Origin of the sequence: Arthrobacter sp. NPDC093125 (assembly GCF_044754225.1) — a bacterium.
Lineage (GTDB): Bacteria > Actinomycetota > Actinomycetes > Actinomycetales > Micrococcaceae > Arthrobacter.
In genome coordinates, this window is the sequence record NZ_JBIVOQ010000001.1 from 846,103 (window position 1) to 861,077 (window position 14,975).

The window sequence follows — 14,975 nt, forward strand, 5'->3', positions numbered from 1 at the left end:
GGGATCAGGCGGCGGGAAGTGAGGGAGCGTCGGTTTCCGCTGGCGGCGCTGTTGACAGGCCCAACCGGCGGGTGGTGGCTAGAGTTATCGGATGACTACCACCCAGCAGCAGCATGCCGAGCGGCAGGTATCCGCCGCAGCCGTAGCCACGTTCATCATTTTTGGCGCCAACGGCCTGGTTTTTGCCAGCTGGGCAGCCCGCATTCCGGCGGTCACAGAGATCCTCAGCATTTCGTCCGGCCAGATGGGGACGCTGCTGCTGTGCACTGCCGTGGGTTCACTGATTGCCCTGCCCACCGCGGGACGCGTGATCGGCAGGATCGGCACGTCGAACAGCGTGCGGGCGAGCGGATTTCTGGCAGCGCTGGCAGGAGTGGCTATCGCCGTCTCGCTGCTGGCGGAGTCAGTTCCCGGCACCGCTGTTGCCCTGTTCTTTTTCGGCATAGGTATCGGGCTGTGGGATGTTTCCCAGAACGTGGAGGGGGCCGACGTCGAACATCGCCTCAAGCGCACGATCATGCCAAAGTTCCATGCGGCGTTCAGCGGCGGTGCCTTCATCGGCGCCCTGGTCGGGGCGGGGCTGTCCGGGTTGGGCGTCGGCCTGCCGCAGCACCTTCTGGTCATTGCGGGAGTGGTGGCGCTCCTGACCTTCATCACGCCGCGCTACTTTCTCCCGCATGCCGTTCCCGAACCCCGGCCCGACGGCGAGCCCAAGGCTTCGCGCGGTCCCTCCGCCTGGCGTGACTCCAGGACCCTGCTGATCGGCGTGGTGGTCCTCGGCGCCACCCTGACGGAGGGGGCGGGCAACGACTGGATCGCGAAGGCCGCGGTGGACGGCCTTGGCACCTCCGAGTCCACAGGGGCGCTGCTCTTTGCCCTGTTCGTCCTGGCCATGACCGCCATGCGCTTCTTCGGGGGAGGCGCGATCGACCGGTACGGCCGTGTGGCGGTGCTGCGGGCCAGCATGGCAGCGGCCGCTGCAGGACTCGGGCTGTTCGTCTTCGCCGGCAACGTCTGGCTCGCCGCGGTGGGAGCGGCGCTGTGGGGAGTCGGTGCGGCACTGGCCTTCCCGATGGGAATGTCCGCGGCAGCGGACGACCCCAAACATGCGGCGGCAAGGGTATCCGTAGTGTCAACGATCGGTTACGTGGCATTCCTGGCCGGCCCGCCACTGCTCGGCTACCTGGGCGACCTGACCGGAATCCATTTGGCGCTCCTGGCCATCGGGGCGCCGATCCTGGTGGCACTGCTCCTCGCCGGGGTCGCCAAGCCGCTCTCGTCCCGAAGGTAATACGCCCTCCGAAGGGGTCCCGCGCAAGGGACAGACAGGTTTGGCGCCCTCTATCCGCCGGCTCCACCGGCGGTAGGGTGGGGAAATGCGAAGGATGTTCAGAACCGGCCACGGCTGGGTGGCTGAGATGGACCGCGCGCTCCTGCGGGCGATCTCGGCATTTCCGGGCGGGCACCATGACACCTTCTTCCGGCGCTTGTCGGCCTCGGCGAACAAGGGAAAGCTGTGGATCGGGGTCGCAGCCGCCGCCGCGCTGGTTCCCGGGCGCATGCGGCGCGCTGCCGTTCATGGCCTGCTCGCTCAGGGCGTCGCCTCCGCCGTCACCAACCTGGCCTTCAAGACGGTCCTGCCCCGCACCCGCCCGCTCCCCGAGCACCTTCCCGTGTTCCGCTTCGTGCATCCGCAGCCCACAAGTTCGTCCATGCCCTCCGGCCACTCGGCATCCGCCGTCGCCTTCGCCCTGGGGGCAGGGATGGTCCAGCCGGTTCTCGGCGCCGCGATAGCGCCGGTCGCCGCGGGCGTGGCGTACTCCAGAGTGCATACCGGGGCCCACTGGCCCTCGGATGTTCTTTTCGGCTCAGCGATCGGGGCCGCTGCAGCCCTGGTTACCAAACGGTGGTGGCCGGTGCGTCCACCGTTCCCGCCCACCTCCCGGACCTGGGTGGAAGCCGCGAAGCTTCCCCAGGGTGAAGGCCTGAGTATCGCCGTCAATACACTTGGCGGCTCCTTTACTGAGGAAACGGCGACGGCTCTGAGGGAAGTATTCCCCTTGGCGCATATTACGACTATCGGACCCGACGACGATGTCGCCGAACAGGTGGAGACGGCGGCCACCCGGCCAGGCATCCGCGCCCTCGGGGTATGGGGAGGGGACGGAAGCGTCGGTACTGCGGCGGCGGCCGCCGTCGAACATGGCCTGCCCCTGCTGGTGCTGGCGGGCGGAACGCTGAACCACTTCGCCCGCGACGCCGGAACGCCCTCGGTCAGGGAAGCGGCAGCGGCCGCCGGCGAGGGGACGGCGGCCTTGGCCGATGTGGGCGTTGTGGAGGTCGAGCGAGGGCTGGCAGATGATCCGGAAAGGGTGGAGCTTCTCATGCTGAACACCGCCAGCATTGGCCTATACCCGAATCTGGTCCGTCGGCGCGATCAACTCCAGCCGGCGCTGGGCAGGCCGCTTGCCGGAGTGATCGCGATGTTCCGCACCTTCGCCGTCGAGAAGCCCATCACCCTCCTGGTGGACGGCAAACGGCACAAGCTGTGGATCATGTATCTTGGCCGCGGCCGCTACTACCCGCGGGACCACGCCCCGCTGCTCCGCCCCCTCTTGGATGACGGCATGCTGGACATCAGGATGATCACCGCGGATGAGTCCTTTGCCCGCCTTCGGATGCTGTGGTCCGTGCTGACGGGCACCGTGGGGACGTCCAGGGTCACCCACCTCCGGGAGGCTGCCCGGGTCCGGATTGAAACTGGTTCCGGCCCCATGGTGCTCGCCGTTGACGGGGAAACCATTCCCGGTGTCAGGGTCGCGGAATTTGGTCTGAAGCGCAGGGCCCTGATGTATTACTCGCCGCGGGAAGCGGACTAAACCCCGAATGAGGCGCAGCTACCCTGATTCACCCCTGATTCATCCCGGAAACCGGCAAAAATCCGTGGTGGGGATCGGTAGCGTGGACCGTGAACACCGACGAGCACATCCAGCACCTAGGCAAAGGACCGCTTCCATGATTGAGGCACAAGGCCTGACGAAGGTCTATGGCGACAAAACCGCCGTCGATTCCGTCAACTTCACTGTCCAGGCCGGACGGGTCACCGGCTTCCTGGGCCCCAACGGGGCCGGCAAATCCACCACCATGCGCATGATCATGGGGCTGGACAGGCCGACGGCGGGAACGGTCACCGTCAACGGGGAGCCGTTTGCCCGGCATGCGGCGCCGCTACGCGAAATCGGGGCGCTGCTTGACGCGAAGGCAGTCCATACCGGCCGCTCGGCCTACAACCACCTGCTCGCCATGGCCGCTACCCACAGCATCCCCAAGAAGCGGGTCAGGGAAGTCATCGAGATCACCGGCCTGGCAGATGTTGCCAACAAGAAGGTCAAAGGCTTCTCCCTGGGCATGGGGCAGCGCCTGGGCATCGCCGCGGCGCTGCTGGGCAACCCGCAGACCATCATTCTGGACGAACCCGTCAACGGCCTGGATCCGGAGGGCGTGGTGTGGGTGCGCACCATGGTCAGGTACCTGGCCTCAGAAGGGCGGACTGTGTTCCTGTCCAGCCATCTTATGAGTGAAATGGCCTTGACGGCGGACCACCTGATCGTGATTGGACGCGGCAGGATCATCGCCGACGCGCCCATCAAGGACATCATCAACGGCAAGGGCCAGAGCCGGACCCGCGTCCGCACCGACCAGCCGGACAGACTGATGAACGCTTTGGCCGGAGACTGCGTCTCGGCTGAGCTGCAGGACCGGGAGCTCCTTGAGGTGAAGGGCACCGATCCGCGCCGGATCGCCCAGACCGCCCTGGAGCACCAGGTCCTCATCTACGAACTCACGCCCCTGCAGGCCAGCCTGGAAGAGGCATATATGGAGCTGACCAAGGACGCGGTCGAATACCACTCACTGACCACTACGGGAGCCCCCGTTCCAGCCCAGCCCGGAGGCAAGTAGAACCATGAGCACATCGACATTTACCCAGCCCGGCGGTGCAGGCACGAATCCGGCCAACCCCTCACGTGAAGCCGGCCCGAGCTTCCCCCGCGTCCTCAACTCCGAATTCATCAAGTTCCGCACGCTCCTGTCCACCCTGATCCTGCTCGCCTCCACTGCCGTGGTGATGGTTGGATTCGGCGCGCTGTCCGCCTGGGGAACGGGGTCCTTCGCCGATGCGGCCAACTCCGATCCCCAGGCCGCCGAGGCCATGGCAGCGCAGGGCGGGGACCTCGCGGTCACTGTCCCCACGTCTGGCATCGGGTTCGCGCAGCTGATTCTTGGTTCGCTGGGCGTACTGCTCATGAGCTCGGAGTTCACCACCGGAATGGCCCGTTCCACCTTTGCAGCCGTACCCAAGAGGATCCCGGCCTTCCTGGCAAAGCTTGTGGTGATCCTGGTCAGCACCTTCCTCCTGACGGCCGCCTCGACATATATCGCGGGGCTGGTGGCCGTTCCGATCCTGGACAACTATGGGCTCAAGCTGGATCTGGCCAGTTCACAGTCAGTGAAGTTGCTGCTCGTCAGCAGCCTCTACGTCGCAGCCGTCGCCGCCATCGGCATGGCCCTGGGAACCCTGATCCGCAACTCGGCCGGAGGCATCATGAGCCTCGTTGGTCTGTTCTTCGTGGCCCCCATCGCCTTTCAGCTGATCCCCGGCGACTTCTTCGAGGAAGCCCGCAAGTACCTGCCCGGCAACACCATCAACCCGATGACCGCCGTTGAACATGTCCCGGAGACCCTCGAAGCCTGGCAGGCGGCGCTCGTGCTGGGTGCCTGGGTAGTGGTGCCGGTAGTGCTGGCCATGGTCCTGCTGAAGACCCGGGACGTCTGAGGGAACCTCCCATCAGGGTGGCGCCCGCGGGCCGTCCGCACAGCTTCTGCACAGAAATGCCCTAGGCAGGCCATAGCTGCCTGGCGTTTCATGGATCCATGACCTCTTCACCGGGCACCCCCGACGGGCAGCAGGCCCCGCACGTCCCCCATCCCAACCACGACCGCGGCCTCGAATTCGACCTCTCCACCATCATGTCCCGCCGTTCACTGGGCATGTTCCTTGGCATGGGGTCCGCAGCAGCCGCCCTGGCCGCATGCACACCCGGGGGGTCCGGTTCCGCGGCTTCCTCCCCCGGGGCCGCGCCGTCTGCCGCGGCACCGTCGTCTGTTGCCGGGTCCACCGCCGGTACGACGACGGCGCCAGCGGCTTCCGCTACGGCGTCACCTACCGTCACGCGTGCCATCGCGGAATGCGGCGTGGAGATCCCTGCGGAAACGGCCGGACCCTTCCCGGGTGACGGCTCCAACGGCCCGAACGTGCTCGAGGCCTCAGGGGTGGTGCGGCAGGACATCACGTCGAGCTTCGGCACCTCCAGCACGAAGGCGGAAGGTGTGCCGCTGACCCTGACGCTGACCCTCCTGGACAACGCCAACGGCTGTGTCCCCCTTGCCGGGGCCGCTGTCTACGCCTGGCACTGCGACCGGGAGGGCCGTTACTCGCTCTACGATTCGGGGCTCGCTAACGAGAACTACCTCCGCGGCGTCCAGGAAGCCGACGCAAACGGCCAGGTCACCTTCAACACGACCTACCCCGGCGCCTACAACGGACGCTGGCCGCACATCCACTTCGAAGTTTTTGAGTCCATGTCCAACGCAACGGCCGCCGGGCAGATCCTCGCGGTCTCACAGGTCGCCCTGACCGACGCCGCCTGCAAAGAGGTCTACTCCTCCTCCGGCTACGAAACCAGCGCCCGGAACTTCCCCAACACGACACTCCAGTCGGACAACGTCTTCGGCGACGACGGCGGCATCTACCAGCTGGCTACCATGTCCGGTTCGGTGGCGAACGGTTACTCCGCGGGGCTCAACGTCACGGTATGAAACGGGGGCGTCCAGGGCGGCGCTAGACTCGGAGCCATGCCTCTCCAATCCACGGCCGCAGACCACATCCGGGACCTGGGCGACTATGTCAGCGCCTCGCCGTCGAGCTTTCACGCTGTGCAGGAAGCGGCGCGGAGGCTGGATGAGGCAGGGTTTACCGGGCTGGATGAACTGGAGACGTGGGACGCAGCGGCAGGAAGGTTTTACGTCATCCGGGACGGCGCGCTTATTGCCTGGGTGGCGCCGGAGAGCGCAGGCCCCACCACGGGATTCAACATTCTGGGAACCCACACCGATTCGCCGTCCTTCAAGCTCAAACCCAAGCCGACCACCGGCAAGTTCGGGTGGCTGCAGGCGGGCGTCGAAGTGTACGGCGGGCCCCTGCTGAACTCCTGGCTGGACCGGGAACTGCAGCTCGCCGGCAGACTCGTGCTGCTCGACGGCACCCAGCACCTCACCGCCACCGGGCCGCTGCTGCGTTTTCCGCAGCTGGCAATCCACCTGGACCGGGCCGTGAACGAGGGCCTCACCCTGGACAAGCAGCAGCACATGAACCCGGTCTTCGGCCTCGGCGACGCCGCCGGCGAGGACCTGCTGGGGCTGCTGGCCGATCGCGTCAGCGGGAGCGGCCCTGTTGATCCGGCGCAGATCGGCGGGTACGACGTCGTCATTGCGGACACGCAGGCCCCTGCGGTTTTCGGGGCGAAGAGTGAGTTTTTCGCGTCCGGGCGGCTGGACAACCTATCCGCCACCCACGCAGGACTGACGGCGCTCATCGCGCACGCCGCGGGCGCGGGCCCGCGCGCCGAAGGCAGCACGGACGCCGCGGGGGCCAACGGATCCGCCCCGATTGCCGTGCTGGCCGCGTTCGACCACGAGGAAATCGGCTCCGCGTCGCGCTCCGGCGCGAGCGGACCGGTCCTCGAGGACATCCTGGTCCGCATTTCCGACGGCCTCGGCGCCTCGGTGAGCCAGCGGCGGCAGGCCCTGGCGTCGTCGTTCTGTGTTTCCGCCGACGCCGGACACGCCGTCCACCCGAACTATCCGGAGCGGCACGACCCCGTCAACCGGCCCGTCCTCAACGGCGGGCCGCTGCTGAAGATCAACGCCAACCAGCGCTACGCAACGGATGCCGCCGGCGCGGCAATGTGGGCGCGGCTCTGCGGGGAAGCCGGTGTCCCGTACCAGGAATTCGTCTCCAACAATGTGATGCCGTGCGGCTCCACGATCGGGCCGCTGACAGCCACCCGGCTGGGCATCAGGACGGTCGATGTGGGTGTGCCGCTGCTGTCGATGCACTCCGCCAGGGAGCTGTGCGGGGTGGAAGACCCGCATTCGCTGGCCAAAGTAACAGAACGTTTTTTTGCGGCCAACGCCTAGTGCCAGCCTTTGACTGACGTTTCCGCGCGGTTACAGAATTGCCCACAGAAAAACATCAGATGCCTATTGGTGGTCAGCGTTGGGGGTCTGCCCCTTTTGGGCAGGGGCAAACTGTACTGTTGCATAAGTCCCCCGTGCGTCTGCTCCCCTAGTGTGAAACGCACCATGTGGGCCGCCGCACATCCGACGCTGCCGGTCCCGGCCCCCCAAGCTTCAAGAAATCAACAAGAGGACGGCGCATTCATGCACGCTGACCAACAGCTCTCTAAATCCCTGAAACCCCGCCACCTGTCCATGATCGCCATTGCGGGCGTCATTGGCGCTGGTCTGTTCGTCGGGTCCGGCGCCGCAATCCAGCAGGCCGGGCCGGGCATCCTCCTGGCCTACATGGCTGCTGGGATCGTGGTAATCCTGGTGATGCGGATGCTCGGGGAAATGGCTGCCGCCAACCCCGAAACAGGATCCTTCTCGACCTACGCCGACAAAGCACTGGGCCGCTGGGCAGGGTTCAGCATCGGATGGCTGTACGCCTGGTTCTGGATCATCGTGCTCGGCATCGAGGCAACCGCCGGTGCTGCGATCATGCACCGCTGGGTGCCCGGTATCGACCAGTGGATCTGGGCGCTTGTGCTCATGGTGCTGCTGACGCTGACGAACCTCAGTTCCGTGAAGTCGTACGGTGAGTTCGAATTCTGGTTTGCCTCCATCAAGGTCACTGCGATTATTCTGTTTCTCCTTTTCGGCGCCGCGGCCATCCTGGGCCTGGTCCCCGGTGTTCCCGCGCCGGGCCTGAGCAACCTCCTCGAGAACGGCGGCTTCCTGCCCAACGGACCCGGTGCAGTGCTCGCCGGCATCCTGGTAGTGGTGTTCTCCTTCTTCGGCGCCGAAATCGCCACCATCGCCGCAGGCGAGTCCGAGAACCCGGTCGACGCCGTCAAGAAAGCCGTCAAGTCCACCGTCTGGCGCATCCTGGTCTTCTACATCGGCTCCATTGCCATCGTGGTCACCCTCCTGCCGTGGAACTCGGCCAGTGTCGCCAAGAGCCCGTACGTGGCTGTTATCGAACTGTTCGGCATCCCCGGTGCCGGCACGATCATGGACATCGTGGTTCTCACCTCCGTCCTGTCCTGCCTGAACTCCGGCCTGTACACGGCGAGCCGCATGCTCTTCTCACTCTCCAAGCGCGGAGATGCACCCAAATCCTGGACCAAAATCTCCAAGCGCGGCGTGCCCGTGGCGCCCGTGCTGGCGTCCACCGTGGTCGGGTTCATCACGGTCGGCATGAACTACATCGCACCGGACACCGTGTTCCTGTTCCTGGTGAACACGTCCGGCGCCATCGCCCTGTTCGTGTGGCTCGTGATCGCTGCGTCCCAGCTCATTCTGCGCCGCCGCATGGGTGCAGCCGCCAAGGACCTCTCCCTGAAGATGTGGCTGTTCCCCTACCTGACCTGGCTGGCCATCGGCAGCATCGTGGCGCTCATCATCGGCATGGTGATCCTCGACTCCACGCGCGAATCCCTGCTGCTGTCGGTTGCCCTGGCTGTTGTCGTGGTCGCCATCGGCGTGTGGCGCTACCGCAAGGGCGGACCCGGCGCCGGAACCCCCGCTGAAGCGGCTCCGGAAACAGCACCCGCGGGTGCGGGCGCCGGGCCGGCGTCGTAGTCTCTGGCTGAGGCTGCTGCAACCCCTCAACGTAAACCGTCCGCCGGGCGAGCCGGAATGGCCCGCCCGGCGGACGGTTTTCTTTTTCCAGAAGTCATCCCTGCCGGGGCGCGAACATGATCAGCGCAACACCCACCAAGCACACAGCAGCCCCGATCAGGTCCCAGCGGTCGGGCCGGAAGCCGTCCAGGATCACGCCCCACACCAGCGACCCCACGATGAAAACCCCGCCGTAGGCCGCCAGGACCCGGCCGAAGTGGGTGTCGGGCTGGAAGGCTGCCACGAAGCCGTACAGCCCCAAGGCCACGACGCCGAGCCCGGCCCACCACCAGGCCCTGTCCTCCCGGACCGCCTGCCAGATCAGCCAGGCGCCGCCGATTTCCGCGGCCGCGGCCAGGGCGAAAAGCAGCACCGATTTCAGGATTGTCATGGCTTCAGTATTTCGTCCTCTGCGCTTTTCCACATACGGGCCACCGCGGCTCCCGCCGTAGGCGTCCCGGCACTAGCCTCGAGTCACAGGCCGAATCGCGGAAACCGTCCCCAATGCACTAAGATATTGAAGTCTGTGCTACGCCCTGTCTCCGTTCCGGAGAGGGGCATGCATGGCACCGCAAATGAACCTCCTGTTACGGAAATGCCGTAACCGCTTAGCCCAAAGGAGGTGGGTTCACATATGCGTCCTTACGAATTGATGGTAATCATCGACCCCGAGGTCGAAGAGCGTACCGTAGAGCCGTCGCTTCAGAAGTTCCTGAATGTCATCACCAACGATGGTGGAACCATCGAAAAGGTTGACATCTGGGGCCGCCGTCGCCTCGCCTACGACATCAAGAAGAAGTCCGAAGGTATCTACGCCGTGGTGAACTTCACCGCAAAGCCGGAAACCGCCAAGGAACTTGACCGCCAGCTGGGTCTCAACGAGACCATCATGCGCACCAAGATCATCCGCCCCGAAGAGCAGAAGGTTGTTGCTGAGTAATCAGCCACTTTCATTCTTTACCCCGCAGGAACGAACAAGGAGGCAGTAGATGGCAGGCGAAACCACTATTACGGTCATCGGTAATCTCACCAATGACCCCGAACTGAGGTTCACACCGTCAGGTTCGGCAGTAGCGAACTTCACCATCGCTTCTACGCCCCGCACGTTCGACCGCCAGTCCAATGAGTGGAAGGACGGGGAAACCCTGTTCCTCCGTGCATCGGTATGGCGCGAAGCAGCCGAGAACGTCGCCGAGTCCCTGACAAAGGGCATGCGCGTGATCGTTTCCGGCAGGCTTAAGAGCCGTTCCTACGAAACAAAAGAAGGCGAAAAGCGCACCGTTATCGAGCTCGAAGTCGATGAGATCGGCCCGAGCCTGCGCTACGCCAACGCGAAGGTCAACCGCACCCAGCGCTCCGGCGGCCAGGGTGGTCAGGGCGGCTTTGGCGGAGGCAACAGCGGCGGCTTCGGCGGCGGCGGTGGGTTCGGTGGAGGCCAGGGTGGAAACCAGGGCGGCAACACCGGCGGAAACTGGGGCGGCAACCAGCCCGCAGCGCAGGATGACCCGTGGGCCACGCCCGGGGTCAGCAATGCAGGCGGCTGGGGCAACGGCCCGGATTCCGAACCTCCCTTCTAACCAACAAAAAACAAAGGTCCGGCGCAGCATGCACTGGGGCGTGCCAGATGGCACGCCGAGCGACTGCCGCCGTCGGACCACCACCATCCCGTGGATCAATATTCACGGGCTCCAAAGAATAGGAGCTCCACGATGGCTAAGGCTGAACTCCGTAAGCCCAAACCAAAGTCCAACCCCTTGAAGGCCGCTGACATCACAGTCATCGACTACAAGGACGTAGCATTGCTGCGCAAGTTCATCTCCGACCGCGGCAAGATCCGTGCCCGTCGCGTCACTGGCGTTACGGTGCAGGAACAGCGCAAGATCGCCCAGGCAATCAAGAATGCCCGCGAAGTTGCTCTGCTGCCTTACTCCGGCGCTGGCCGCGGCTAAGGAAGGGATTAACTAAAATGGCAAAGCTCATTCTGACCCACGAAGTCACCGGTCTCGGTGCTGCAGGCGACGTCATCGAGGTCAAGGACGGTTACGCACGTAACTACCTGCTGCCCCGCGGCTTCGCCCTGACCTGGTCCAAGGGTGGCGAGAAGCAGGTTGAGTCCATCAAGGCTGCCCGCGCTGCCCGCGAGCACGCTTCCCTGGAAGACGCTCAGAAGCAGGCCGCCGCTCTGTCCGCAAAGCCGGTCAAGCTGGTCGTGAAGGCCGGCGAAAGCGGCCGCCTGTTCGGCACGGTCAAGCAGGCCGACGTTGCAGACGCTGTTGAGGCTGCCGGCCTCGGCCGCATCGACAAGCGCAAGGTTGAACTGCCGGCGCACATCAAGTCGGTCGGTTCCTACCAGGCCAACGTCCGTCTGCACGACGACGTTGCCGCTGTGATCGAACTCGACGTAGTCGCAGGCAAGTAGCAGGGTTCCCTGAAACCGAGCTTGCGAGGTTTTAGGGACGCTACGCGCGGCAAGTAGTCTTCCGGCTTAGGCCAGATCGCTGCGCAGTCCTGAACTGCTGACGGCCCCCGCTTTTCGGTTCCTCCGGGAACTTGAAAGCGGGGGCTTTCGTTTTGTACCCCTCTGCTACCAGTCCTTCTGAACCTTTCAGGGCGGACTGATAGCCTGCACCGGTGACGCACACCCCTTCTCCGGCCGCCCGCCGTCGTCCGTTTGCCCAGGTGGATGTCTTTACGGCCGAGCCCTACCGCGGCAACCCGCTCGCCGTCGTCGGCGAAGCCGAGGGCCTCACGAGCGAACAGATGCAGCGGTTCGCAAACTGGACGAACCTATCCGAAACCACGTTCCTGCTGCCCCCGTCTGATCCCGGCGCGGATTACCGGGTGCGTATCTTCACCGGGAGTGAAGAGTTGCCGTTCGCCGGTCACCCCACCCTTGGTTCTGCGCATGCCTGGCTCGAGGCCGGCGGCGTTCCCCGCCAGGAGGGGGTGCTGGTCCAGGAGTGCGGTGCGGGCCTCGTACGGGTAAGGTACGACGGCGGCAGGCTGGCTTTCGCTGCCCCGCCCCTGACGCGCTACGAACCCGTGCCGGAGGAGGATCAGCTGAGGATTGCGGCCGGCCTGGGATTGCCGCGCCAGGCGCTGTTGGATGCCTCCTGGCTGGTGAACGGCCCCGAATGGGTCGGTGTGCTGCTGGAATCCGCGGAACAGGTGCTGGCGCTCCGGCTGGACTATGTGGCCCTGGAGGGGCTCGCGGTGGGCGTCATAGGCCCCTACCCGGCCGGTAGAGAGGTGTCGTTCGAGGTCCGCACCTTCATCCCGGGAGACGCAGCGGCTGAGGATCCCGTGACCGGAAGCTTTAATGCCGGTGCCGCCCAGTGGCTGATCAGCACGGGACGTGCGCCGGCGTCCTATGTGGCTTCCCAGGGCACGGTGTTGGGGCGAAAGGGCCGCGTCCACATCGACGCCGCAGGCGACGACGTCTGGGTGGGCGGAAGCGCCGTGACCTGCATCCGGGGAGCCACAGAGCTGTGAAAGGCGGTCCGGCTGGTTTTCGGCGCCGGGCCGCTGAAGCCGGAATAAATCGCGGACAGGCCGGGTTGAGCGGGTAGATGCAGATGCATGTACTGCCGCCAGGCGCCCCGACCGAGGGCAGCCCGACTTTGAGGAGACCACCATGGAAACCCGCCGCATAACCGTCCTGTCCGCCGGCCTGGGGGTGCCGTCGTCGAGCCGTCTGCTGGCTGACCAGCTCGCCGGTGCCGCGACGCAGCAGCTCAATGCGGCGGGCTACGATGCCACGGTTGATGTGGTGGAGCTCCGCGACCTTGCCGTGGACATCGCCAACAACTTTGTGACCGGGTACGCGGCACCGCGCCTCGCCGAAGTTATCGGCGCTGTCGCGGCGTCGGACGGCATCATCGCCGTGACGCCCGTCTTCAGCGCCTCCTACAGCGGGCTCTTCAAGTCCTTCATCGACGTCCTGGATCCGAAGTCCCTGGACGGAAAAGCCGTGCTGCTGGGGGCCACCGGCGGAACCGACCGCCATCAGATGGTGCTCGACTACGCGATGCGCCCGCTCTTCAGCTACCTGCGCACCCGGATCACTGCCACCGCGGTCTTCGCCGGGCCCCAAGACTGGGGGAGCACGGACGACGGCGGCACACCCCTCTCGGGGCGTGTCGAGCGGGCGGCGACGGAGTTCGCCCGGCTGCTTGAAGATGCGCAGCCCGCTCGGAAGGAGGCGCCGCCGGTGACCCAGTCGTTTGAAGAGCTGCTCGCCGGGATCTCGGCAGGCCGCTGATGAGCCAGCAGTTATGCAGCTCGTAGCCAGCAGGCGAACTAATCCGGTCGCCTGCTCGTTGTGCGGGCATGAAATGTCCTGTGGATTCTGTTGACCTGATCATGAGCGAACGCAGCGGCGTGGAGATCGACTACTGTCCCCAGTGCCGCGGGGTGTGGCTGGACCGCGGCGAGCTGGACAAGATTATCGACCGCGCCGAGTCATTCGGGGGAGCGACTGCGTCTCCGCAGGCTCCTCCACCCGCGCCGGGCATGGTTCCGCCGCCTCTCTACTCCGAGCGGGACCTTCGGCGGGAACAGCCCCGCTACGACCGGCCCCGGTATGACGACCGCGGCCACGGCAAGGGCCACGACCGCGACTACGACCGCCGCCAGCCGAAAAAGAAGGAAGGCTGGCTTGGCGACCTTTTCGACTTCTGACGGACGGGTCAGGCTTCTGACATTCCGGGTCGGCGCCGGAGGCCCACCATCCAGCTGAGCCAGTCTTCCAGCTCGGCTGGATATCCGGCAGGCCCAATCGTGCAGCAGGACTAATCGTCCAAAAGTGCGAGGAACTCGCGGGCCTGCTTCATGGTGATGTCCGAGTGCTTGGTGAGGGCGGTGGCGGCGGCTTCGATGTCGCCGCTTTTCGCCAGGGTCCGGATGCGGCCGTAGATTTCGTCGTTCAGCATGTTGCTGCTGACTTCGCGCGTGACGTCGCCTTTGCTGGCGATCGCGCGGTACCGGTACGGGAAGCGTTGCGGGGTCTCGTCGTCGTCCGGCTCAGGCTCGCTAGGCTTCTGCGGCGCTGATCGGAACGGCTGGGGGTGGGCCGCCAGCGCCGCCACGGCATCCCGGGAGGCGCGAAGGCCAAGGCCGGACACCTCGTAGTAAAGCTTGATTGCGGCCATCGCCTGGCCCTGGGCGATGAGGGCGTAGAGCCTCCGGTGCTCATCCTCCGACAGCCTCGCCGCAGCCGCCCTTGCCAGTTCTGCCGAATCGGGTGGTGCCTGTTCGGGTCCGCCCGGTTTCTGCTGCCTGCGGCTCCAGGCGCGCGTTGCCAGGACCACGGCGACCGTGACTGCCACGAGGATCAAGAGGGGGATTAGGAGCGATTCCATGGTTCTAAAGCCGATCTGCACATTGCTTGCCGCCACCCATACATAGAGCTTAAGCCCCATACCCGTTATCCACAGCATATGCAGATCGAGCCATGGACCAGCGCGGAGCTTGCCCCGGGCAGGCCAAGGATCCTCCACCGGGCAAGCCTGGCCCCGGGTTTACGGGCCAGGCCGCGCGAGATTCATCACAGCCCCGGCATATGGTGGGCTAAAACCGTCAAACTACTGCCCAGTATCCCCAGAAGACCGCTGCTGGCTGTGGATTATGGTCGGGAGAAAAAACCTTTGAGTCCACAGGCCCCAAAGAACGTTTCCGCAGGTCAGCGGCTTGATGACGTCCAAAAAAACTTTGTATCCACACGTTCGCCCACAGACTGTGCACAAGGAGAAGTACGTTGTGCACAGGTTATCCACAGAGGTGCAAAACTTGCCGCTTTGTGTGTTGTCCTGCGGGGGCTAACGTAGCGGAGACGTTGCTTCCCGCCCACGTGCGCCAGAACTGCCCACCGTACTGGAACCCCCTTTTCGGAGTTTCAGCCGATGGCTCCTGCCCTGTGGATAACCTGTGGACGGCGTCGCCTGCGACTCGTGCACTTCGCGGAATTGTCGGGGCCTGCTGGTACTTGTTTCCCAGCGGCGCAACGGCACCGTGGA

At 65.2% G+C, this 14,975-nt stretch carries 16 protein-coding genes; 14 read left to right on the top strand and 2 right to left on the bottom strand.

Translation table 11 applies throughout. The features are described 5' to 3' along the window. Positions 1-91 precede the first annotated feature (91 nt). From ACIP9X_RS03910 to ACIP9X_RS03940, 7 genes are all read left to right on the top strand, one after another. Positions 92-1,291 carry an MFS transporter gene (locus ACIP9X_RS03910; RefSeq protein ID WP_400478395.1) on the top strand — a complete coding sequence of 400 codons (1,200 nt, stop codon included), beginning with the start codon at positions 92-94 and terminating at the stop codon, positions 1,289-1,291. An 85-nt stretch (positions 1,292-1,376) separates the two neighbouring features. After that, the gene (locus ACIP9X_RS03915; protein ID WP_400478396.1) at positions 1,377-2,879 is read left to right on the top strand and encodes a bifunctional phosphatase PAP2/diacylglycerol kinase family protein; all 1,503 of its coding nucleotides are present in this window, start codon (positions 1,377-1,379) and stop codon (positions 2,877-2,879) included. 136 nt (positions 2,880-3,015) lie between these two features. Beyond that, a complete protein-coding gene (locus ACIP9X_RS03920) occupies positions 3,016-3,960 on the top strand; it encodes an ABC transporter ATP-binding protein (RefSeq protein ID WP_400478397.1) in 945 nt (314 codons plus the stop codon). A 4-nt stretch (positions 3,961-3,964) separates the two neighbouring features. Then, positions 3,965-4,834, top strand: a complete 870-nt coding sequence (locus ACIP9X_RS03925; RefSeq protein WP_400478398.1) for an ABC transporter permease subunit — start codon at positions 3,965-3,967, stop codon at positions 4,832-4,834. 98 nt (positions 4,835-4,932) lie between these two features. Further along, a complete protein-coding gene (locus ACIP9X_RS03930) occupies positions 4,933-5,877 on the top strand; it encodes a 3,4-dioxygenase subunit beta (RefSeq protein WP_400478399.1) in 945 nt (314 codons plus the stop codon). A gap of 36 nt (positions 5,878-5,913) precedes the next feature. Then, positions 5,914-7,257, top strand: coding sequence for a M18 family aminopeptidase (locus ACIP9X_RS03935; protein ID WP_400478400.1), 1,344 nt, complete (start codon positions 5,914-5,916; stop codon positions 7,255-7,257). A gap of 243 nt (positions 7,258-7,500) precedes the next feature. Further along, positions 7,501-8,922, top strand: coding sequence for an amino acid permease (locus ACIP9X_RS03940; RefSeq protein WP_400478401.1), 1,422 nt, complete (start codon positions 7,501-7,503; stop codon positions 8,920-8,922). Positions 8,923-9,016: 94 nt separating this feature from the next. Here ACIP9X_RS03940 and ACIP9X_RS03945 read toward each other — a convergent pair whose 3' ends face one another. After that, a complete protein-coding gene (locus tag ACIP9X_RS03945) occupies positions 9,017-9,352 on the bottom strand; it encodes a YnfA family protein (RefSeq protein WP_400478402.1) in 336 nt (111 codons plus the stop codon). A 243-nt stretch (positions 9,353-9,595) separates the two neighbouring features. Here ACIP9X_RS03945 and rpsF point away from each other — a divergent pair, with 243 nt between their 5' ends. The 7 genes from rpsF to ACIP9X_RS03980 all read left to right on the top strand — a co-directional run bounded on the left by rpsF (position 9,596) and on the right by ACIP9X_RS03980 (position 13,641). Next, positions 9,596-9,901: a 30S ribosomal protein S6 gene (gene rpsF, locus ACIP9X_RS03950; RefSeq protein ID WP_400478403.1), complete on the top strand. Its 306-nt coding sequence runs from the start codon at positions 9,596-9,598 to the stop codon at positions 9,899-9,901. A gap of 49 nt (positions 9,902-9,950) precedes the next feature. Further along, positions 9,951-10,538, top strand: coding sequence for a single-stranded DNA-binding protein (locus tag ACIP9X_RS03955; RefSeq protein ID WP_400478404.1), 588 nt, complete (start codon positions 9,951-9,953; stop codon positions 10,536-10,538). 132 nt (positions 10,539-10,670) lie between these two features. Further along, on the top strand, positions 10,671-10,910 hold the full coding sequence (rpsR, locus tag ACIP9X_RS03960; protein ID WP_003800144.1) for a 30S ribosomal protein S18: 240 nt from the start codon (positions 10,671-10,673) through the stop codon (positions 10,908-10,910). Between the two features lie 17 nt (positions 10,911-10,927). Continuing rightward, positions 10,928-11,380 carry a 50S ribosomal protein L9 gene (gene rplI, locus ACIP9X_RS03965; protein WP_400478405.1) on the top strand — a complete coding sequence of 151 codons (453 nt, stop codon included), beginning with the start codon at positions 10,928-10,930 and terminating at the stop codon, positions 11,378-11,380. A 212-nt stretch (positions 11,381-11,592) separates the two neighbouring features. Further along, on the top strand, positions 11,593-12,453 hold the full coding sequence (locus ACIP9X_RS03970) for a PhzF family phenazine biosynthesis protein (RefSeq protein WP_400478406.1): 861 nt from the start codon (positions 11,593-11,595) through the stop codon (positions 12,451-12,453). Between the two features lie 142 nt (positions 12,454-12,595). Next, positions 12,596-13,222, top strand: a complete 627-nt coding sequence (locus ACIP9X_RS03975) for an FMN reductase (protein WP_400478407.1) — start codon at positions 12,596-12,598, stop codon at positions 13,220-13,222. Between the two features lie 68 nt (positions 13,223-13,290). Beyond that, the gene (locus ACIP9X_RS03980) at positions 13,291-13,641 is read left to right on the top strand and encodes a zf-TFIIB domain-containing protein (protein WP_400478408.1); all 351 of its coding nucleotides are present in this window, start codon (positions 13,291-13,293) and stop codon (positions 13,639-13,641) included. Between the two features lie 110 nt (positions 13,642-13,751). Here ACIP9X_RS03980 and ACIP9X_RS03985 read toward each other — a convergent pair whose 3' ends face one another. Continuing rightward, positions 13,752-14,321 carry a hypothetical protein gene (locus ACIP9X_RS03985; protein ID WP_400478535.1) on the bottom strand — a complete coding sequence of 190 codons (570 nt, stop codon included), beginning with the start codon at positions 14,319-14,321 and terminating at the stop codon, positions 13,752-13,754. Between the last annotated feature and the right edge of the window lie 654 nt (positions 14,322-14,975).